This window comes from Bradyrhizobium sp. WSM4872, from assembly GCF_055811715.1.
In genome coordinates this window covers 12,652-33,878 of record NZ_JBVVPT010000038.1, presented here as the reverse complement: position 1 = coordinate 33,878, position 21,227 = coordinate 12,652, and the positions used below count along the sequence as shown (strand labels likewise).

Below are 21,227 nucleotides of genomic sequence, written 5' to 3'. Positions count from 1 at the left end.
ATAAAATATGTGTGGAATCGTGGGTTTCGTCGGGCAGGGCCCGGCTACTGCTCCTATTCTGGACGCATTGAAGCGGCTTGAATATCGCGGATACGACTCTGCCGGTATCGCAACACTTGAAGGTGGCTTGCTGACGCGATGTCGCGCTGTGGGCAAGCTCGTCAACCTCGAGAACCGGCTTGCAACGCAGCCGCTCGCCGGGCGGATCGGCATCGGTCACACTCGCTGGGCCACACACGGCCGCCCCAATGAAACCAATGCGCACCCGCACGCAGCCGATGGTGTTGCGGTTGTTCACAACGGGATCATCGAGAATTATCGCGAGTTGCGCAACGAATTGACGGAGGCCGGCTCGCGTTTTGCTACCGAGACGGATTCCGAGGTGGTTGTACATCTCGTTGGTCGCGAATTGAAGAGGGGGTGCGGCCCGGTCGGCGCGGTGCGCAAGGCGTTGCCGCGGCTGAAGGGAGCGTTCGCGCTCGCGTTCCTGTTCGAGGGGCACGACAATCTGTTGATTGGCGCCCGAAAGGGATCGCCTCTTGCCGTTGGTTACGGACACGGCGAAATGTTCTTAGGTTCGGACGCGATCGCGTTGGCGCCTATGACTGATATGATCAGTTACCTGGAAGACGGCGATCTCGCCGTGATTACGCGAGAGGGGATCGAGTTTCTCAACGTAAAAGGCAAGCACCTGCGCCGCGCACCTGCCAGGATCGTCGGTTCGGCTATGGTCGTTCACAAGGGTGAGCATCGCCATTTCATGGCCAAGGAGATACACGAGCAGCCAAAGGTGCTCGGACAGACGCTCGCACAATACATCGACTCATCGAGCGGCACGATCAGGCTGCCGGAGCACTCTGATCTCGACTTCCGAACAATCGATCGCGTGTCGATCACGGCCTGTGGCACGGCCTTCTATGCCGGGTTGACCGCGAGGTACTGGTTCGAGCGCTATGCGAAGCTGCCTGTTGAAATCGATATCGCGTCTGAATTCCGCTATCGCGACGTACCGTTTGGCGTAGGCAATTTGGCGATTTTCGTGTCACAGTCTGGCGAGACCGCCGATACGCTGGCCTCGCTGGAGTTCGCCAAGAGTCATGGCCAGCGCGTGCTTTCGGTTGTCAACGTGCAAACCTCGACGATCGCGCGCGCCAGCCATATCGTATTGCCGACGCTGGCAGGTCCGGAAATCGGCGTCGCATCGACCAAGGCGTTCACCTGCCAGCTTGCGACGCTTGCTTGCATTGCAATTGCGGCCGGTCGCGATCGAGGCGTGCTTTCCGCTGAAGATGAGAAGTCACTCGTCGCGGCTCTGACCGATCTCCCAAACTATGTGAATCGCGCGCTCGAGTTGGAACCGAATATCCGCAAAATGGCGCGTCAAATCTCTACGTCGCGCGACGCCCTGTTCATGGGTCGGGGCACGAACTACCCACTTGCGATGGAAGGCGCGCTCAAGCTCAAGGAAATAACCTACATCCATGCGGAAGGCTACGCGGCCGGCGAACTCAAGCACGGGCCGATCGCGTTGATCGACAAGGATCTGCCCGTGATCGTGATCGCGCCGGGCGACGCGACGTTCGAAAAGACCATGTCAAATATGCAGGAGGTCATCGCTCGCGGAGGGCGCATCATTTTGCTGACCGATCAGAAAGGCGCCGCACTGGCCCCACCTGACGCCTGGTCGGTCCTGGAATTGCCAGACGTCCCGCAGGTCGTGATGCCGCTGGTCTTTGCCGTGCCGCTGCAACTCCTCGCCTATCACACGGCCGTGGTGCGGGGGACCGATGTCGACCAGCCGCGCAATCTCGCGAAGTCGGTGACGGTCGAATAGTCGGCCCGCTTGAGAGCTGCGTGATAGCCGCGGTTCCTGCATGGGTGGAAGGTTTGCGGGACGTTCGATCTCACTCCGGTTGATGACGATGGCGTTTCCGATGCAGGGCGCAATCGGCGGGATGTCGAACTCGGGCTGACAATGTGCCTATGCTCGTGCTTCGGCCGGCGTGCCGAATGAGGTGGCGTCGTCCGTATCCTTCGGCGACCAACTTTCCGCTTTGCATAGGGTTGTAGCGACCGTCCGCGCGAGAGGATTCTCACGGGTCTTGCGGGTGTTTGTCCCTACGCTCATGCGTGCCAGGCGGCAGCTCGCAAACGCGCAGCGCGCCCCTCTCCCGGCCGAGACGAAGACGAAAGAGTGAGGGAGCTGCGAGGCGATGGCATCGAGAGGCGAGTTGTCGCAGAGCAGAGCGCGCACGATAAGAAGATGATCCTATCGCAGGAGCTCTGACGCGACGAGGAAGCTGGCATAGGCTGAATTTACTTTGGATTGTTGCAGAGGCAGCTCAGGGCGCCGTGCACGCGCGGATTGAGACTCAAATATTGTGGGTAAAACAGTCCCAGACTGGCCCCCAACTTATCCCGAAGCGACCTTCATTCGGCCTCGTTTGGTCCCGAGCAAGACGATTGGAAAGATCAGAGTATTAGGGGAGACGGAAATGATAGTTACTGCAGATTATGTGTTACAAGGGGTGGATCCCACGAAGATCGCGAGCGCGCCGTTCGACGTTCAGGTGGTAGAGACCGAGAATGATTCCGGTGTGCTGTTCACTGCCGCACAGGTTTCGGTGATGAAGAGCGGCGGTAGCCAGGTGCTCGGCTATTTCAACCTTGGTGAAGCCGAAAACTACCGCGACTATTTCAGCACGCTATCGAAGTCGATCGTCGGCCCGCAGGATCCGGACTGGCCGGGCAATTTCAACGTCGCCTACTGGACGCCGGAGTGGAAGGCGGTCGCGCAGAAGGCCATCGATCAGATGATTTCCGCCGGCTACAATGGCATCTATTTTGATGTGGTCGACGAGTTCTATACGCCATGGGCGAAGAGCCACGATCCAAATGCCGAACAGGACATGGTCAATCTCGTCGTATCGCTCAAGCAGTACGCGGTGTCGAAGAATCCGAATTTCAAGGTGTGGGTCAACGGTGCCGAAGAGCTGCTCGGTCACACTGACTACGTGAACGCCATCAACGGCATGTTCAAGGAGGAGTTGTACTATACGGACAGTGGCAAGAAGCAGCCTGTCGCGGAGACGCAGTACATACTCGAAAATCTCCAGAAGGCCGTTGCTGCCGGCAAACCGGTCGTGGCCATCGAGTATGTGAGCGGGGCGACAAAAATTGCGGATATTCATACGCAGGCCACGCATGACGGCCTCGGTTCCTATGTAGGGGATCTCGAACTCAACGGGATCGACTACGACGGCGTTCTTCCCGGTCAGACCGTGCATCCAATCGGTGGATCGACCGGAGATACTGGCGGCACGACCGGAGGTACCGGCGGTTCGACCGGCGGCACCGGCGGTACTGGTGGTACCACCGGCGGCACAGGTGGCACGACCGGAGGCACTGGCGGCACCGGTGGCACCACCGGAGGTACGGGCGGCACTACCGATGGTACAGGCGGTGGCACAGGCACGGGCGGTTCGCATGGGCCGATCACGGCAGATTATGTTCTGCAAGGCGTTGATCCTGCGAAGATCGCGAAGGCGCCGTTCGACGTTCAGGTCGTCGATACCGAGAATGATTCCGGGGTGCCGTTCACGGCCGCACAGGTTTCGGTGATGAAGAGCGGCGGTAGCCAGGTGCTCGGCTATTTCAACCTTGGCGAGGCCGAAAACTACCGCGACTATTTCAGCACACTGTCCAAGTCGATTGTCGGCCCCCAGGATCGGGACTGGCCGGGCAATTTCCATGTCGCCTATTGGACGCCAGAATGGAAGGCGGTTGCGGAGAAGGCTATCGATCAGATGATCGCCGGTGGCTACAACGGCATCTATTTTGACGTGGTCGACGAGTTCTACTCGTCATGGGCGAAACGCCATGATCCGCATGCCGAACAAGACATGGTCGACCTGGTCGTATCGCTCAAGCAGTACGCGGTGTCGAAGGATCCAAGCTTCAAGGTTTGGGTCAACGGCGCCGAGGAGCTGCTCGATCACACCAACTACGTGAACGCCATCGACGGCATGTTCAAGGAGGAGGTGTACTATACGGACAGCGGCAAGAAGCAGCCTGCCGCAGAGACGCACTACATACTTGAAAATCTCCAAAAGGCTGTCGATGCCGGCAAGCCGGTCGTGGCCATCGAGTATGTGAGCGGGGCCACGAAGATCGCCGACGTTCATACCGAGGCCACGCATGACGGCCTCGGCTCCTATGTCGCACATCTCGACCTCAAGGGGATCGACTACGACGGCGTTCTTCCTGGTCAGACCGTGCATTCGACCGGAACAACGACCAGCTCCGTCTCGACGACCCTCGCGGTGACCGCCGCGACGCCGGCGGTGCAGATCACAGAGGCGATCGTCCCGCAGTCGACGACGTCCAGCAGCCCGTCCACGGATGGCAGCACGAAGACAGCCGGCCTGCCCGACACTCAGTCGTCGCCTCAAAACGATTGGACGCACAAGTTCGATAAGCTTGCCGCTTTGCCCGCGAGCAACGCTTCCGCGACGACCACGCCCGTCGCGACAGACTGGAATGTGCGCGACGACCACATTCAGGACCTGCACCACCATTATTCGCACATCTGGTGAGGCCGAGCCCGTCGACCTGCGCGGTCCGCGCGACCAGACGGGTTAAGTTGGACTTTAGTGGAGCCTTTGCCTCGCCGAGGCAGAGAGGGCGCAATGACCGCCTACCCCTTTTGGGGTAGGCGACCGCTGTTCGTAAACACTTGAGGGCCTCAATGCGGTCAGAAATGGTCTGCATTGACCACCAGGGAACAGGGATCGCACGGGGGCTGCAACCAATGACAGTTGCTTCGTTCACATGGGTATGATGCCGTCCTTCAATTTCGAGGCTCCGGTGCCGACGGCGCCTGCGGGCGATCCCGTCGGCGCAAGCCTGCGCGCGAGCGCGCGACGGATTGTGGGCATCGCTGTGTTTAGCGGCGTCGTGAATGTCCTGATGCTTTCGGGCTCGCTCTACATGCTGCAGGTCTATGACCGGGTGATCCCGAGCCGCAATCTCGCGACACTGCTAGGCCTGTCTCTGATGGTGTTGTTTGCCTATCTGGTTCAGGGCTATTTCGAAGCATTGCGCTCGCGCATGCTATGCCGTGTGGCGACGCTGTTTGATGTGAGTCTGCAAGAGTCCATTCATAACGCGCTGGCCACGTTGCCGCTTCGTGGCGCAAGCCCGATGTTGCTGCAGCAACCCTTGCGGGATCTAGATCAGGTGCGCGGCTTCATGTCTGGATTGGGTCCGACGGCGTTTCTTGATATGCCGTGGATTCCGATCTTCCTGATCGCACTGTTCTTGTTCCACCCCGCGATCGGCATGACGGCGGTTGCGGGAATGATCGCGATCATCGCTATGACCCTTTTGACGGAGCGGCTCTCTCGCGACGCGACCAAGATCGCAATGGACCTGAGTGCTCGAAGGCAGGTACTGGCCGATACCACCCAACGCAACGCCGAGGTCATCCAGGCGCTCGGTATGACCGACCGCTTCACGGCGCGCTGGTCCCAGACCAACGAGCGCTACCTGCGCGAAAACATCCGGGCTACCGATATCTATGCCAATCTTGGATCGAGCGCCAAGCTCCTGCGTTACGCGCTGCAGTCGGGCATGCTGGGGATCGGCGCCTATCTCGTGGTGATCGACAAGGCTTCTGGTGGCATCATGATCGCCTCTTCGATCATGATGGGGCGAGCACTGGCCCCGGTCGAGCTCGCGCTTGGCACCTGGAAGCACTTGGTTGGCGCGCGCCAGAGCCTCGTCCGCCTGCGGGACATCTGCAAGCTGACGGCAAAGCCGCCGGCTCCGCCGGTTGCGCTGCCGCGTCCCCGCCGTGAGCTCGTTGTGGAGAATCTCGCGGTCACGGCGCCGGGCATGAGCAAACCAATCGTGTCGGATGTCTCGTTTTCGTTGAAGGCCGGCATGGGACTGGCGCTGCTTGGCGCCAGTGCGTCCGGCAAGACCTCACTGTCGAAGGCTCTGGTCGGAATTTGGCCGGCCGCGCACGGCGTTGTGCGGCTCGACGGAGCGGCGATCGACCAATGGGGCGGTGCAGAGCTAGGGCGCCATATCGGCTATTTGCCGCAGGAGGTGTCGTTGCTGGATGGCACAGTGGCCGAGAATATCTGTCGGTTCGACGAGAAGGCGACGTCGGAGGCGATTATGAAGGCCGCGCGGATCGCCGGCGTACACGACCTGATCCTCCGTCTGCCGCAAGGATACGCGACGCGCATTGGTCAGGGCGGCACTTCGTTGTCCGCAGGCCAGCGCCAGCGAATTGGTCTTGCGCGTGCGGCTTACGGCGACCCATTCCTGGTCGTGCTCGATGAGCCCAATGCGAACCTTGACGCGGACGGCGAGAACTCGCTCGGTGGTGCCATTCACACTTTGCGCAGCAACGGCAGTATCGTCATCGTCATATCGCATCGTCCAAGCGCGCTCGCTGTGTTGGACATGGCGATGGTGCTGTTTGAGGGTAAGACGATCGCGTTCGGGACGTGCGAGGAGATCTTCGCACGGATCGACACGGGAGCGGCCAAGTCCGGGGGGGCGATCCATCCGGTCGCCGCTCGGACCGTTCGCGCGATGCGTCGTGCTGCGATTGCCGAGACAGCCTGACCATGTCGCCCGCACTCGTAACAGGAGAATCCGGAGAGGCCGCCGCGCGTGTGACCCGCACGCCAAATCCGGATGCGCACGGGCCGCAGGGGGCCGCTCTGGTTCTCGAACTGCAGCGCCTGAGCCGCGCCTTTGACGATGAGATCCGCAAACATCAACATGGACGACGCCGGCCGCCCGATGCGTCAGCGCGTTCCTCTGATCCCCACGCGGGCAAGAGGAAGAGCAGGACAAGGAGCAGGTTAGGGCGCGTCATCGACTTCTGCCTCGTGCAGTTCGGATTAAAGTCTCCCGCTGCCGAGCGAGGCATCGAGCAGGATGAGGCTCCGGCTGTGCCGCGTCAAACAGGCCATGGCCTTGTGTCTCCTCGTCCATTGTCGATGGACTTAGCGAAGTTCGTGCCAGAAATTGAAACGCCACAGCTTAAGGCTTCCGGGGCGCTGACGCCTGTGCGGTTCGCAGAACGCCTGCTTCGCATCGCTGGCGCGCGGCTGATTGCGGGAACGTCATTCTTGCTCGGGCGCAACGGTCACGACAGCGGGGCTCATGCTGCCGATGTCAGCCTGCTGACGCGTGTCGGTCTGTCGTACGAGAACGAGTTGCGGACCGGCCTTCGTGTTCTGCTCGTTGTCACTCTCCTGGGCGGCGGATGGCTTATTGCGGTTCCGCTCGCCGGCGCGGTCGTGGTGCCCGGAAATCTTGTCGTGCAGTCGAATACCAAGTCGATTCAGCATCCGACAGGTGGCGTGATTGCGGAAATCAAGGTTGCAGACGGCGCGCGGGTCGCTGCAGGTGATCTGCTGTTGCGGCTCGATGCGACCCAGGTGCAGGCCAACCTTCAGATCGTGAGCAAGCAGCTCGACGAGGCCCGCGGGCGGATTGCGCGGCTGAGCGCGGAGCGCGACGGTCTCGCTCAACCTGAATTTCCCACCGTATTGATGACGCGTGCGGATGAGGCCAACGTCCGCGGCCTGCTAAAATCAGAGACGTCGTTGTTCAAGGCCCGGTCGGACGGGCGTGCGAGCCAGAAGGAGCTCTTGCAGAGCAAGGTCGTCCAACTCGGCCAGGGAACTTCAGGTTTTGAGGCTCAGGTCGCTTCCAAGGTGAAACAGCTCGATCTGATCGCTGGCGAAATCACCGGGGTGCAGGATCTTTACGACAAGCGATTGGTGCCTCTGGCGCGCCTGACGACGTTACAGCGCGAGACCGCTCGGATCGAGGGCGAGCGCGGACAGTTGATATCCTCGATCGCGGAAACAAAGGCAAAGATCGGTGAGACGCAGCTCCAGATCGCCCGAATTGATCAGGACTTCCGTACCGAGGTCGTCAAGGAGCTTGGCGAGACCCAGGGCAAGGAAGCCGAACTCATCGAGCGCGGCGTCTCTGCCCGGGATCAACTCGACCGCGTCGAGCTTCGCGCACCGACGTCGGGCACAATCCATCAGCTTGCTGTCCACACTATCGGCGGTGTGGTCCGTCCCGGCGACGTCATCATGCAGCTTGTGCCTGACGCAGACGACCTGCTTGTCGAAGCGAAGCTGCAGCCGCATGACATCGACCAGGTTCGCCCAGGGCAGCAGGCATTTGTCCGGTTTTCATCCTTCAACCAGCGGACGACGCCGCAGCTGACAGGTACCGTCTCGCTGGTATCCGCCGACACCAGCCACGACTCTCAGACCAATGCATCCTATTACTCGGTCCGGGTCGTGCTGTCGGATGAGGAGCGTCGCCGGCTTGGCGGCCTTCAACTCGTCCCGGGCATGCCTGCCGAAGTCTTCATGCAGACCGGTAGCCGCACGATGATGGGCTATCTGCTCAAGCCCATCACCGAGCAATTTAATCGAGCCTTCGTTGAGCGCTAGCTGTTTCGAGGTGGTAGCATTGACGCGCCACCGCGGGAAAAGACGACGCCGACGCACCGCGTTCGAGCGCCGGCCTTTGACGCGCGAGTACTCAGCCGTGGTATCATGAGGAGCGGTGGCCGCTATCGCTTGCGTGTGAATCGCCCAAGCATTTGCCGGCGGTCTCCGCTGTTCATCTCCATTTCGCCGGCGATCACTACAAAGAAGTCACCCATCTCCTTGCCGAACAGCTTGCCGCTGTCCGTGACGTGCTTGTGCGCTGCGAGCACTTTGGGACGATCGTAAAAGAGTGTCGGCACCTCGTTGAACGCACCGACATACTCGTCATCACTCGCGGAATAGCGACAAAGCTGACGGAAGCAGTCTATCCGAAGGCGCCGTAGTTCCGCCGATTTGTTGTATCTGATCGTGGCGATTAGGGAGACAGCGACGCTGGCGAAGCCAGTAAATAGGGTTCCCCAGAAGAATGGCCACGAGAATTGCATTACAGATTGCTCCCTTGCCATTCCATCGGAAACGGCGCCAAAAGCAATGCCCCCTTCGGTGGATGCTCATTGGACAATGGAAAAATCAGTGCGAGTCCGCTCTTGGGTACAGAAACCCGAACCTCTGAGCTAGGGTCAGCATACTTCCCGATTGGCGCTGCGTCGATGGCACTCACAAGCGCTTAAATTCGACGACACGAAGTTTGAGTGACACCCTCGCGTGGAATCCTGCCAGGAGCCACGCTCTGGACTGCGTGTGGCCGGATTTCCGAGTCATCTCGTTGCCCCACCACGCCGAGAATCTGTAGGCAGAGGCAGGCAGAGAGCGATCTAGGATCGTTTCGATCTCGGCAAAGGTGAGCCGGACGATCTGATCTTGAACTATACCCAGTCTCTGTCGCAACGGATCGTAAATGGACACGGATGTTCTGCCGCCCGCTTCGCTCGTGGGCGGTCTAGCGCAACTCGCCAGTCGTGATTGGCTTGAACGCATGATCTGCGCAGCGATCGCGGATACTAGGACCGCAACCTGGAATTTGGATCGATAGGTCGGCTAGTCGAAGAACCCATAATCGCTGCTTTGATGTCTGCGGCCAGGTCACGATAGTGACCTCCTACACGCTGAAAAAGCTCACGCTTTTTGCCGTCTGTGGCCAGCTTGGCCACCAGTTCGCATTCGTCCGCGAGTTCTTCGAAGCGCAGTAATTTCCCCTCGAGATTAATCATATTTCCCCTCCAATAAATTGCGAAACGGGAAACGCAAACATCAAACTTAATCCTGAATTCAGATATCAAACCGCAACAACCGGGTCAGCGCAAGAGAAATGGGGGCTGGTTGGGGGGCATTGCAGCTTCTGGGCCTCGTTCCCACATCGGCCCCGATCAGAGGGGAGCCGCCGGAAATTGTTATTGCGAGGCTAAGGGGCCGTCGAACGCGACTCTGAAAGACGTGGTCGCGCGAACGAGAGGGTCCCTAACGCAGCTTCGTGTGTGCAGGAAGATCAAATGCGGTACGAACGTGTGGGATTTCGGTAGTTTGGAGTTGCACGCGTGCACCCCATCCAGACGCGGGTGCAGGCGAAGGTGCAGAAGCTTTGCGCTGAGCGGGATCGGGAAATTCGAGATGAAAGGGGCCGACCTCTGACACCCGGCGAGCCGAAAGGGAACGCAGGCACGGCGCAGGCATTGATCGACTACCTAAGGCGCGGCGGGTGATGCAGCAAGAGGAAGCGCCCTTTGCGTGAGGGACGGAAACGGCACTAGTCTGCCGTGTCCTCCGTCGGGAAGACCTTCACAGCCGCGATTGCCGGTATGTCCACCAATTTTTCCCGTGAAGAGGCGAGGCGGATACTCGTTTCAGGAAATCAGATAAGCCTGAATGAGCATTTTTACGGAAAGTAAGAGGCCCGCCCAGAGCAGTAGGCTGATGGTCCCGCCAATTAGCAGGCCACGAAAAAAGAGTATTCCATCATCCTCGTCAGCGCCCCTCGAAGCGGCAGCGTGGCGACTAGTCGGAGTTTGATGGTCGAGGTTGCGGGTGAGATATATCTTGTTCATACGGTACTATTTCAGTGCACTTTGCAGTCGGGTAAAGTCCTCAAAAGTATGCCCGATGTACTCTTTCGAGGTAGTTCTGAAGTGACTTGAGAATCTTCACTGCCCCAGAGGCTCCGTGTCCGCTCCTTTCAGGGAATTCCGGCCCGTACGAGCCGCCAATCACGCCAAGGCACAATTCAAACATGCTCCGCATCGTCAGCTCAAGTTCTGCCAGTCGCTGGAGCAACGGGGCGGGCGTGCTTCAGAGGCTGGATTGGGTGCTGCCGTACAGGCCGGCCGAGTTGTCTCGGTCAAATATGTCTATTGGGGCAGCGAGACGCAGGCATGGTCTCGTGGTGGTGAGTCCGATGAACAACAGTGGCAACGCAATGAGGGGGACGGATAACCGCGTTCCACGACCCTGTCGACTTTGCCGCGAAGGGGATGCTGTTCTCGGGGTGCGATATCTATGCGCGAGCCTTTTCGAGGAGTTGCGTCTGCCTCTCCATCTGCATCGCAAGCTGTCGGCGTTCAAACTCTAGCGTCGCTTGCTGCTCAAGTGTAGTATGTCCCTCTCGCTCTAAAACATGGATCAAGAAAATCTGGTCTTCAACGTGTCGATGGCGCTTCTGGATATCAGCCATCAATTCTTTGAGTTGACTCCGAAGGTCAGGATCCATGGCAATGCCTCAAGTAAGCTTAGATAACTGCGTCCTGGGCAGCAACGTCTTAAGCGAAGCCTTAATCGGTCTCAGCGCTGGAGAGGCTAGATAAATGACCGCAGTGGGGCGCCACCGCGGCTGCCAAGTCTAAGAATCGTAAAATATGCAGCCAGCTTCGGCTGCCGAGCTTGAGCGCAATGTCATCCAAGTCACACATCGGATCGTATTCAACGCGTGTTCAGGTGAGGGAGGGCCCGCCGGGCTGGCAAGATAGCGAGCCCTCAACCCCAAGCACGAGACCGCTGATGTCCCCTACGGCCTTCGTCCCGAGGAAAGAGTTTGCGCCTGAATCCTTAACCTTGTCTAACCAGTGCCTGCAGCCAGTTGCTGACTGGGATCAGACAACAATTCCAACAGTATCGAATTCGGCAGAGCATTGCCTGCGGAGGCTCGCCTTCTACCTCGAATGGGGTAACGTTAGACTCATTTTAGAACCTTCTACTGCAGGTTTCATAGTGTCGTCGAGTGTTGAAACAATTGTATCCGCATACGTGCGTTTGAAGGATCAGCGAGCGCTGGGGAATATGCGCGAGCTTCGAAATCAATTGCTTGGAAAGCTGAAATCCTAGTCTGGCGTCGACCCGCAGTTGGCTCTCCAAGCGGTCCGTGAGGACCTTCGATTGATTGAGGGGTCTAGAGCAGCTCAAGCCACTTTCAGGAACGGTTCCCGAAAACGAGTGACATTGAGCCCCTCGATTCGCCAAATGCGGATTTGCAACCTCCGCTCGGTGCAGGATCTCGACTGGGAGCGTCCTGCATGTTTCGAAGAGTAGTCGTCGCGTTTGCTTTCATGGGACCTCGCTTTTTTGCTTGCGAAGCTCGTCCGCTTCACTCGGTTCATCCTATGAATGCCATGTTTTGATGCCTTACGACTTCTCCCTTGCGCGGGGCGTCAGGCTGCCAGTCAATGTTCGGCAGTTTTGCAATCGTCGTCGCAGGCCGGCGTCTCGTTTGCTCTCGTCGACGCGCCGCTCGGGGGCAGGTTGTCGGTTGGCGGCCGGCAGACTGTCCTCGTTTATTCCTCGGCTGCGGCGCCGCCTTTCGGCCGCATCTTACCCGAACTGAACTTGCCCTCGAATTGGCTTCGCTTCCCTCACGCCGCACCAGCGCTTGGGATTGTTGCAGCGAGGCACGGACACGTCTTCGTTCAAGAGCGGCATGTCGATTGAGATCTCTGGATGGCGTATGATGCCAACTGGCGGTCACACGACAAGAATTCAAGCGCGCTCGCTTCGAGGCTACGCCGTCGTCAACTCGCACGCGGTGTAGGTTCTTGTTCGCCAAGTGGCGAAGCGCGCTTTTGTTGCTCGGTGACGCCTGGCTATCTCACGTTCAACTTCTCGACGATCGCGTAGAGCAGGAAAAGATCGGCAGGAAAACGCAGAACCAAACCGAAGCCGGTTCAATCCGCGCGAATTCGCGGTTTGGATTGGTGTCGGTTGCCGTGGACAGCGGCCGAGTAGGCCCGCCGGTATCTCGCTAAGTGGCCAAGCAGGCGCCGAACCGTCGCTTCCGAGATCGTGTCCCGTGGCGTGGTGTAGCTGGCGGTGGATCACCGCGTTCGCCGGCGAGAGCCGGGCTGGTCAGCTGGCGATAGCCGTGAGGCTGACGCTCGGATCATCGCTCAACGGCGCGATTGTTTCCAGCGTCATGTAACGGGCGCGCTGGACCGCCCATTCATCATTCTGTTCGAGCAGGATCGCGCCGATGAGGCGAACGATGGCGTCCTCGTGGGGGAAGTTGCCGACCACCTCGGTGCGCCGCTTGATCTCGCCGTTGAGGCGCTCGATCGGGTTGGTGGAGTGCAGCTTGGTCCGGTGCTGCGGCGGGAACGTCATGTAGGCCAGCACGTCGGTCTCGGCTTCGTCCAGGAAGCTTGCGAGGTTCGGCAGTTTGGGCCGGAGCTGGTCGGCGACCTTGCGCCATTGCGTCCGCGCGGCCTCGGCATTGTCCTGGGCAAACGCGGTGGCGATGAAGGCCGAGACGACGCGCCGGCCGCTCTTGCCGGCATGCGCCAGCGCGTTGCGCATGAAGTGGACGCGGCAGCGCTGCCAACAGGCATTGAGCACCTTGGCCACGGAGGCCTTAATGCCCTCGTGGGCATCGGAGACGACCAGCTTGACGCCGCGCAGGCCGCGGCGGGCGAGCTTGCTCAGGAACGCCGTCCAGAACGTCTCGGCCTCGGACGGCCCGATGTCCATGCCGAGAAACTCGCGCCGGCCGTCGCTGTTGACACCGACCGCGACAATCACCGCGACTGAGACGATGCGGCCATTCTGGCGCACCTTCACGTAGGTGGCGTCGATCCACAGACACGGCCAGTCACCCTCGATCGGACGGGCGAGGAAGGCCTTCACCTTGTCGTCGATCTCGCTGCACAGCCGGCTCACCTGGCTCTTGGAAATGCCGGTCATGCCCATGGCCTGCACCAGATCGTCCACCGAACGGGTCGAGACGCCCTGCACGTAAACCTCCTGCACCACGGCGGTGAGGGCCTTCTCGGCCATCCGGCGCGGCTCCAGGAAGCCCGGGAAGTAGGAGCCCTTGCGCAGCTTGGGGATGCGCAGCTCGACCGCGCCGGCACGCGTCTCCCAGATCCGGTCGCTGTAGCCGTTGCGCTGGGCCAAGCGCTCGGAGCTCTTCTCGCCGTAGGCCGCCCCGGTCTGGCCTTCGACTTCCAGCTCCATCAGCCTTTGGGCGGCAAAGCCAATCATCTCGCGCAACAGATCGGCGTCAGGGGTCTTCTCCACGAGCGTGCGCAGGTTCATCATATCATCGGTCATCGGTGGTTCCTCGGTTGCGTTGGCGTGTCGCAACCCGATCCTACCGGAGAACTGCCGGTGACCACCGCAAAGCCGCCCGCCCGCTACGGCGCTATTTGGAGGCGCGCGTCCGGGCGGCTTTGCTCTACCGAGCTACACCACCACCGGGGACACGACCGCTTCCGAAGGAGGCGCTTTCATCGCACTCTCAAAGTGCAAGCATCAGCGGGGATTTTTGCGCTGGGTCAAGGTCAACATACCCGTTGCTTTTTCCACTCATGAAGGTAGTAGGTCAGCGAGATAGCGTCGATCTCCGTGCCGTCGCCTCTTATCGCCTCGCACGTTCCCAAGCGGGGAGCCTATTCCCTCGCTACGCTGTAGGCATTTAGGTATAATGCGTCGAATGCAGCTTTATCGTTCGTCACTGCTGGTCATTCGCGAGGTCTCTCGCTCATCGCAGGTGGTAGCGCATCTCATCGGCATCCCACGAACGGCGGCGGGCTGCTTGCAGGTACTCGGACACTTATTTTCGGCAGGTGCAGGCGTGGGCGCATACTATGGTCGTGGTTCCCTGCTGTTGCGCTGAAACGACAGTTCCGAGCTATCTGCCGCACGAAATTGCTGTTTTAATTGTCTCGTAGCTAAAATCCTGCGACTTTTTTAGGGCTATGCTTGGGGAATAAGCCTCGCGGCGATTTTGTAAGGTGTTACCGTGATGCGGGGGTCTGGCAACGGATTTTGCGGCGATATCGGTGCCCGAAGACGCCGCTGCCTTGTCGGCATCGCGGCTCAAATCTTGGTCCCGGCTTTCACGATCGTGCTGCCGGACAGCGAAGCGCTAGCCGCCTGCACGCCGGCAGCCGCCAGCAATGTGATGGCCAGCTGTACCGTTACCACCACCAATCAGGGTGGTGGTGCGCCGGGCAGCAGCGCGGGCACGAGCGGCTATGGCACCGGCATCGAGACCGGGATCACCGTCAACGTCGCTGCCGGCACGGGAACCACGGTCACCGGCATTAATTCCGGCATCCTCGTCGGTGGCGGGACGGTGACCAACAATACCGGCGCCAGCATCACGGGCGGCCAGTTCGGGGTTTTCGCCAATACCGGCGCTGTGAATGTCATCAATTCCGGCAGCATTACCAGCACTTCCTTGGATGGCATTTTCGCAAACAGCGACGCGACGGTGACAAACAATGCCGGCGCCAGCATCACGGGCGGTCAGTACGGGATTGTGGCCGGTACCGGCGCAGCCATTGTCGTCAATTCTGGTAACATTACCGGCACGGCCTTCGACGGCATTTTCGCAAACACCAGCGCGGCGGTGGCCGTGACCAACAATGTCGGCGCCAGCATCACGGGCGGTCAGTACGGCATTGTCGCCGGTACCCTCGCCGCCAGCATCATCAATTCCGGCAGCATTACCGGCACTGCCTTCGACGGTATTTTTGCAAACACCAGCGCGACGGTGACCAACAATGCCGGAGCCAGCATCATAGGCGGGTTGTACGGAATCTTAGCCAACACCGGCGGTTCATCGGTCTTCAACGCCGGCAGCATAAGTGGCGGCACCGCGTCGATCCAGTTCTCGGGCGTCGGCAATACGCTGACGCTGGGGCCAGGCTCGGTGATTGCGGGCAATGTGCTCGGCACCGGCGCTAATACTTTCCAGCTCGGCGGTACCGGCACGGCGACGTTCGATGCCTCGCAGCTCGGTCCCGTCCAACAATACCAGGGTTTTGGCACCTTCAACAAGATCGGCAGCTCCACCTGGACGCTGACCGGCATCGGCAACCAGGACTGGAGCGTGCAGGGTGGAACGCTGCTCGCTGGCAGCAATAGTCTCGGGGGGGTGTTCACGGTGTCGGGAGGCGCGTTTGGTGGCGGCGGCACGGTCGGATCGTTGATCATCAATGGCGGCGGCACGGCAGCGCCCGGTGCCGCGAGCCCATTCTCCACCCTGAGCGTGATCGGCAACGTGACATTCGCCACCGGTTCGTTCTACCGGGTCAACGTCAATGGGGCGGGGAAGACCGATAAGCTTGCGATCGGCGGAATCGCTACGCTTACCGGCGGCAGCGTGCAGGCAATATTCGCCCCGGGAAGCTTCGTGACGCGCAGCTACGACATCCTGCACGCGACCGGCGGGCTCGGCGCCACCACGTTCAGCGGTGTCAGCGGCGATCTGCCCGGCTTCGCCGAGAGCCTGAGCTACACCCCGACCTATGTAGTTTTGAACCTGACTGCGGCGCTCGGCAGGGGTAGCGGACTCAATGTCAACCAGCAGAATGTTGCCGATGCCATTAATAATTTTTTCAACAATGGCGGCGCCTTGCCGCCGGGCTTTGTCACGTTGTTCAATCTTGCCGGATCCGATCTCCGCAACGCGCTGAGTCAGGCGTCCGGCGAAATCGCCTCCGGCTCGCAGCAGACCACCTTCAACGCGATGAACCTGTTTATGAGTGTGATGACCGATCCGTTTATTGGCGGGCGCGGCGACGGTGTGGCGTTCGGCGGCAATGCGACGGGATACGCCGACGAAAATGCCTTGGCTAGTAGTGGCGGCCCCAAGCCGAACGACGCGTGGGCCTCAATCACCACCAAGGCGCCTCGATCCGTCCCGTTGGAGCAGCGCTGGAGCGTGTGGGTCGCGGGCTTTGGCGGATCTCAAACCACCGACGGTAATGCGACGCTGGGATCGAACAGCACGACCAGCCGGATCTATGGCACAGCTGTCGGCGCCGACTATCGCTTCTCGCCGAACACCCTAGCAGGCTTTGCGCTGGCCGGTGGCGGCACCAACTTCGGCGTCAACAATTTTGGGACTGGCCGCTCCGACCTGTTCCAGGCAGGCGCGTTCGTGCGGCACCATGTTGGGGCAGCCTATATCACCGCCGCCGCGGCGTATGGCTGGCAGGATGTCTCCACAGACCGCATCCTGACCGTTGCCGGCGTTGATCAATTGCACGCTCGCTTCAATGCGAACGCATACTCCGGCAGAATCGAGGGCGGCTATCGATTTGTTACGCCATGGATGGGCGGCTTCGGCATTACCCCCTATGCCGCCGGACAGTTCACAACCTTCGAGCTGCCGAATTATGCCGAAACGATGGTATCGGGCGCAAACACCTTTGCGCTCGGTTATGCCGCCAAGAGCGTTACGGACTTCCGTACCGAACTCGGCGTTCGCAGCGACAAATCCTGGGCAATGCGGTATTCGATCTTCACCCTGCGCAGCCGCCTGGCTTGGGCACATGAGTACAATCCCGATCGCTCGATATCGGCCACGTTCCGGACGCTTCCGGGCGCGGCTTTCGTGGTCAACGGCGCAATGCAGGCGCACGACTCTGCGCTCACTTCGGCATCGGCCGAACTCAAGTGGATCAACGGTTGGTCTGCCGCCGCCACCTTCGAAGGCGAGTTCTCCGACCGTACTCGCTCTTACGCGGGCAAAGGCATGGTGCGATACGTGTGGTGAGCCCTATCCGGAATGTGCGCTGCTGGTAGCAGTAACTTGCATTTTTCTCTCGCTGAGCAATCTCGCTTTGAAGCAGGATGACATGATTCTCGTAGATATTCCGTAACGTTCGAATCCCGAATCAGCCGGCCGAAAGAATAGTTCGCACTCGGAACAATTCTTCGGGTGTTGTTCAGGGGCTTTGGATCGCCTTCGCCGAAAATGGCCATCGCTGCTGGTCCCATTCGGCTGAGATCACTGTACCCTCCTGATGTAGGTGAACCGTCGCGGCTCGGACGTCACTGAGGATAGACTACGCCGGCCTGTTTGAAAGCGGCCAGCAGCACTTCCGACCAGGCGGCCATCGCTCTTGGCAGCGCCCTTGTCATGCATTGGGACGCGTGTCTCCCGAGCAGCAGAAGCTATTGCGTGATCAGGCGCAGGACCGGCGGAAGAGATGAGACAGTTCAACTGGAGCAGCAACTTCAGATGTCATTCAGAAGCGAAGCTGCGAGATAAGGTTCTTGTTATACGGCACAAAGTTGTTTGCGTGTTGGTTGTCTTATCCTCCCTCTTGCCGTTCGCCGTGGTCTTACTTTTCGCGCGCGATCCTTCCGACCCTCTAATTCTAAGCCGCCATTCGGACATCACGACGGTCATCCGTATGTGGTAGGAGTTTTTTCGTTCTGGTCAGCGAAGGACGAGGATGATGGCCGCCTGTCCAGCATTGCCGTCTACGAGGACGGGCTTCTGGGGCATCTTACGCGCAGCCGCAGCCTCGTCGAGCAAGGGCCCTTAAATCGGTGGGGGCGCTGTGGGGCGGTTTCCATGAACTCGAGCACGGCCCGCCCGTTCTCCGTAGTGCGCCAGCCGCCGGCCGGCGCTCGACGAGCGCCTGCGAGAAGATGTCCAGGTCCGGCACCCGCGCGGCGAGGCGGTTGGTCCGGTCCGCCCATTCGCGGCCGCTGGTCGTCAGGATCGCCATGTCACGCTTGAGCTCGGCCATCGGGGCAAAGCCGCCGGGATAACTCACCAGGATCTTCAGCACCCTGACCTGGAAGTTCAACCTGCCGCCCTCGTCCGCCTATCGCCACATAGTCGGTGCTTCGGACAGAGCCTGACGTCCGACCTGCTTGAGCTGGCCCGGAGACGTGGCGCCCCTGGTCACGGCTTCCAGAATTTTCAAACCCACGTGGGTACGGGTGCCTGTTTCGGTCCGGGAAACGCTTTCGCAGACCTCGTCCAGCACCGCGCGCAAAAGCGCGGTCGTAGCAGGATCGAACATGGGAGACCCCCATAGACAATTGGCTCACGACGTCAAAATCAAGAGTGCTTTGAAATCTCGCGAATTCTTACCTTCTAACCCGCGCTTGGCAAGAGGGAGAGTGCGTTGGCAGCATTCGGCCGCGACGATGCGCCGTCCGATCCGTCGCCTGCTTTCGTTGGCGGGCCAGGTCGCTCTCGGCAGAAACCGCTTCAGCTACTCCTTTTCAGAAGTGACCGCGGCTCCAGGTGGGCGGCGGCCTTCCGATTCCGCACGGACGTCGCTGGTCTGGCCATGACTGCATCCCCGCCAGTCTGTCGTGCGAGCAGCTTGCACTGTGATGCCGAACGCGAGGGCGGACGGCTGCGCCGAGACCGGCGAGCGCGCCAAGCCCCGCGCGAGTTGGACATGTTGGAAACTCGGCTTGCCCGGCGTCGGCGGCGGTGCCTCCCGACCCATGACCATGAGTAGTCTTGTCCCTGCGGCCGACGGGGTGCTCGGCGCACAGGCGCAATCGGCTGGTCATGTCGGGGCAGGTGCCCCTCGGGGAAGCGCGTAGGTCGCGCAGACTGCGCTGTCAGCTGGCCCAGCGGCTGGGCCGCCGGCTGGACCGGCCCCTGTCGGGGGCACTCTCCAGCAAAGGCGCCGCGAAGAGCAGCACCTCGAACAGTGCCCGATTGGCCCGATATCTGGCTGTAGAGCGCTTGCCTTCCGCCCCGTGCCTAATCCTTCGGCCGTCGGCCGTGCACAAGAACCACCACCACGTGCGGCCGCGCTTTCTCAGGTGGGTCTCGAAAACGGGGAACCTTCCCATTGTCCTTTGTCTTACCCATGCTGCCGCAGGTTCAGGTCCCGGGCGTCCAAACTTGCTTACGGCGACCAGCGAACAGTCCTTCGTCGAAGGAAAAATGCTTTGAGGCGGGAAACAATTGCGCGTAGCCTCCGAAGTGTCGGAGCTCGGATTCCGGGTGAACGGAAGCGAGACCCGGCCACCCGACCTTACCTAAAGCTTTTTTGCCTCAATGACCTGGAGTCCGGATGGAAGCGCCTGCTTCCGTCCTGGAAGCCGATTCCGGCAGCGTCCAAATGTCCGCACCGAACAGGATCGCCCTCTTCATCGATGGCGCCAATCTCCACGCCACCGCAAGGACCTTGGGATTCGACATCGACTACAAGCGCCTGCTGAAGGCGTTCGAGGGCTGCGGCAGCCTGGTTCGCGCCTACTACTACACGGCCGTCCTCGAGGATCAGGAGTATTCCTCGATCCGCCCGCTCGTCGACTGGCTCCACTACAACGGCTACACTGTCGTCAGCAAACCGACCAAGGAATTCGTCGACGCCGGCGGCCGCCGCAAGGTCAAGGGCAACATGGACATCGAGCTCGCGGTGCAGGCGATGGAGCTCGCCGGACAGGTCGACCAGATGATACTGTTTTCCGGTGACGGCGACTTCCGCTCACTGGTCGAGGCCGTGCAGCGCCGCGGCGTCCACGTCACGGTGGTCTCCACCATGGCCAGCCGGCCACCGATGATCGCCGACGAACTCCGCCGCCAAGCGGACGTCTTCACCGATCTGGCCGAGCTGCAGTCCACGATCGGCAGGGACCCTTCCGAGCGCGGCGCCGTCCGCCAGAGCGGTGCTTCGACGAGCCGCGGCACCGGGCCGAGCGACGACTAGCCTGATTAGGCCACGATGTCGCGTCCGCATCTAACGGCCATCCCGGGGCCGGAGAACACCGACCCGCAGCCACCTCTCTGACGAGAAATGCGATGTTAAGATCGTTCCGCGAGGAAACATCGCGGTCAACGCATCCTAAAATCCGGTCTCCTCGATCGCTTTCATTGCCATTGTCGCAGTCGTCTGGCCGTGTTTGGGACAGCATCCATGTCAAATGCACAGCAAGCCGGCAGCAACGAGGATGAAGCCGCCATTCGCAAAGTCATTGTGGAAATGACTGAGGGTTTCAACAATCACGACGGAAAAGCTGCTGCACGCATGTACGCGCCGGATGCGCGATTTGTCAGCGTCCGGGGTGACATGATGGATGGTCAGGTCGGGATTGAGAAAGGATTGTCGGCCGTACTGACGAGCAGGGCGAAGAACGCGACGCAGCGAACGATGGATGTCACGATCAGATTCATACGGCCCGATGTTGCACTCGCGAATGTAACCAATGAGCTGAGCGGCTTGGTTGCTCCAGACGGCCATGCATTGCCTTCACACCAGGAGTCGAGCTTGCGCGTCTTCGTGAAAGACGCCGGGCTATGGCAGATTGCAGCCTTCCAGAACACACTGGTTGCCCCGTTTCTCGCCACCTCCCAGATGAGAGCCCGTCAATAGCGCCGATGGTCACGCTACCCATCTGAGCCGCCTGCGCCGGGCATATCCAGTTCGGGTCACAAGCGGTCCTCGACCGGCGGCGCACAGCAGGTCGGGATGCGCCCGACCCCGGACCTCGCCAGAAGTTGCTCCTATGGCGAACGACAATGCAGGTTCGAGG

The 21,227-nt window shown here is 60.4% G+C and carries 13 protein-coding genes and 1 pseudogene; 7 read left to right on the top strand and 7 right to left on the bottom strand.

Features of this window, described 5'->3' with window-relative positions:
• Positions 1-7 precede the first annotated feature (7 nt).
• The 4 genes from glmS to AC0L3C_RS32610 all read left to right on the top strand — a co-directional run bounded on the left by glmS (position 8) and on the right by AC0L3C_RS32610 (position 8,501).
• A complete protein-coding gene (glmS, locus tag AC0L3C_RS32625; protein WP_473410015.1) occupies positions 8-1,834 on the top strand; it encodes a glutamine--fructose-6-phosphate transaminase (isomerizing) in 1,827 nt (608 codons plus the stop codon).
• A 661-nt stretch (positions 1,835-2,495) separates the two neighbouring features.
• A complete protein-coding gene (locus tag AC0L3C_RS32620; RefSeq protein ID WP_473410014.1) occupies positions 2,496-4,595 on the top strand; it encodes a glycoside hydrolase family 191 protein in 2,100 nt (699 codons plus the stop codon).
• Between the two features lie 331 nt (positions 4,596-4,926).
• Positions 4,927-6,639: a type I secretion system permease/ATPase gene (locus AC0L3C_RS32615; protein WP_473410034.1), complete on the top strand. Its 1,713-nt coding sequence runs from the start codon at positions 4,927-4,929 to the stop codon at positions 6,637-6,639.
• Between the two features lie 2 nt (positions 6,640-6,641).
• Complete coding sequence (locus AC0L3C_RS32610; protein ID WP_473410013.1) at positions 6,642-8,501, top strand: HlyD family type I secretion periplasmic adaptor subunit; 1,860 nt, start codon at positions 6,642-6,644, stop codon at positions 8,499-8,501.
• 122 nt (positions 8,502-8,623) lie between these two features.
• Here the strand turns inward: AC0L3C_RS32610 and AC0L3C_RS32605 are convergent, their stop codons facing one another.
• The 5 genes from AC0L3C_RS32605 to AC0L3C_RS32585 form a co-directional block, all read right to left on the bottom strand.
• The gene (locus tag AC0L3C_RS32605; RefSeq protein WP_473410012.1) at positions 8,624-8,986 is read right to left on the bottom strand and encodes a hypothetical protein; all 363 of its coding nucleotides are present in this window, start codon (positions 8,984-8,986) and stop codon (positions 8,624-8,626) included.
• A gap of 172 nt (positions 8,987-9,158) precedes the next feature.
• The gene (locus tag AC0L3C_RS32600; protein WP_473410011.1) at positions 9,159-9,479 is read right to left on the bottom strand and encodes a DUF7662 domain-containing protein; all 321 of its coding nucleotides are present in this window, start codon (positions 9,477-9,479) and stop codon (positions 9,159-9,161) included.
• A 23-nt stretch (positions 9,480-9,502) separates the two neighbouring features.
• Positions 9,503-9,712, bottom strand: coding sequence for a hypothetical protein (locus AC0L3C_RS32595; protein ID WP_473410010.1), 210 nt, complete (start codon positions 9,710-9,712; stop codon positions 9,503-9,505).
• A 1,277-nt stretch (positions 9,713-10,989) separates the two neighbouring features.
• Complete coding sequence (locus tag AC0L3C_RS32590; RefSeq protein WP_473410009.1) at positions 10,990-11,202, bottom strand: hypothetical protein; 213 nt, start codon at positions 11,200-11,202, stop codon at positions 10,990-10,992.
• A gap of 1,625 nt (positions 11,203-12,827) precedes the next feature.
• Positions 12,828-14,027 carry an IS256 family transposase gene (locus AC0L3C_RS32585; RefSeq protein ID WP_473410008.1) on the bottom strand — a complete coding sequence of 400 codons (1,200 nt, stop codon included), beginning with the start codon at positions 14,025-14,027 and terminating at the stop codon, positions 12,828-12,830.
• Between the two features lie 775 nt (positions 14,028-14,802).
• On the opposite strand from AC0L3C_RS32585, the gene AC0L3C_RS32580 reads away from it, so the two are divergent.
• Entirely contained in the window at positions 14,803-17,484 is a 2,682-nt protein-coding gene (locus AC0L3C_RS32580; RefSeq protein WP_473410007.1) for an autotransporter outer membrane beta-barrel domain-containing protein, read from the top strand.
• Between the two features lie 794 nt (positions 17,485-18,278).
• On the opposite strand, the pseudogene AC0L3C_RS32575 reads toward AC0L3C_RS32580, so the two are convergent.
• Positions 18,279-18,529, bottom strand: a pseudogene (locus tag AC0L3C_RS32575) (hypothetical protein); the annotation flags it as partial.
• Positions 18,530-18,547: 18 nt separating this feature from the next.
• Positions 18,548-18,748: a hypothetical protein gene (locus AC0L3C_RS32570; protein WP_473410006.1), complete on the bottom strand. Its 201-nt coding sequence runs from the start codon at positions 18,746-18,748 to the stop codon at positions 18,548-18,550.
• A gap of 1,065 nt (positions 18,749-19,813) precedes the next feature.
• Here AC0L3C_RS32570 and AC0L3C_RS32565 point away from each other — a divergent pair.
• Positions 19,814-20,404, top strand: coding sequence for a LabA-like NYN domain-containing protein (locus tag AC0L3C_RS32565; protein WP_473410033.1), 591 nt, complete (start codon positions 19,814-19,816; stop codon positions 20,402-20,404).
• Between the two features lie 207 nt (positions 20,405-20,611).
• Positions 20,612-21,067, top strand: a complete 456-nt coding sequence (locus AC0L3C_RS32560; protein ID WP_473410005.1) for an SgcJ/EcaC family oxidoreductase — start codon at positions 20,612-20,614, stop codon at positions 21,065-21,067.
• The last annotated feature ends 160 nt before the right edge of the window (positions 21,068-21,227 follow it).

Excerpts from the sequence above, each read along its gene's own strand:
- glmS (WP_473410015.1), top strand. The coding sequence starts at position 8 with ATGTGTGGAATCGTGGGTTTCGTCGGGCAGGGCCCGGCTACTGCTCCT.
- AC0L3C_RS32620 (WP_473410014.1), top strand. The coding sequence starts at position 2,496 with ATGATAGTTACTGCAGATTATGTGTTACAAGGGGTGGATCCCACGAAG.
- AC0L3C_RS32610 (WP_473410013.1), top strand. The coding sequence starts at position 6,642 with ATGTCGCCCGCACTCGTAACAGGAGAATCCGGAGAGGCCGCCGCGCGT.
- AC0L3C_RS32605 (WP_473410012.1), bottom strand. The coding sequence starts at position 8,986 with ATGCAATTCTCGTGGCCATTCTTCTGGGGAACCCTATTTACTGGCTTC.
- AC0L3C_RS32600 (WP_473410011.1), bottom strand. The coding sequence starts at position 9,479 with ATGCGTTCAAGCCAATCACGACTGGCGAGTTGCGCTAGACCGCCCACG.
- AC0L3C_RS32595 (WP_473410010.1), bottom strand. The coding sequence starts at position 9,712 with ATGATTAATCTCGAGGGGAAATTACTGCGCTTCGAAGAACTCGCGGAC.
- AC0L3C_RS32590 (WP_473410009.1), bottom strand. The coding sequence starts at position 11,202 with ATGGATCCTGACCTTCGGAGTCAACTCAAAGAATTGATGGCTGATATC.
- AC0L3C_RS32585 (WP_473410008.1), bottom strand. The coding sequence starts at position 14,027 with ATGACCGATGATATGATGAACCTGCGCACGCTCGTGGAGAAGACCCCT.
- AC0L3C_RS32570 (WP_473410006.1), bottom strand. The coding sequence starts at position 18,748 with ATGTTCGATCCTGCTACGACCGCGCTTTTGCGCGCGGTGCTGGACGAG.
- AC0L3C_RS32565 (WP_473410033.1), top strand. The coding sequence starts at position 19,814 with ATGTCCGCACCGAACAGGATCGCCCTCTTCATCGATGGCGCCAATCTC.
- AC0L3C_RS32560 (WP_473410005.1), top strand. The coding sequence starts at position 20,612 with ATGTCAAATGCACAGCAAGCCGGCAGCAACGAGGATGAAGCCGCCATT.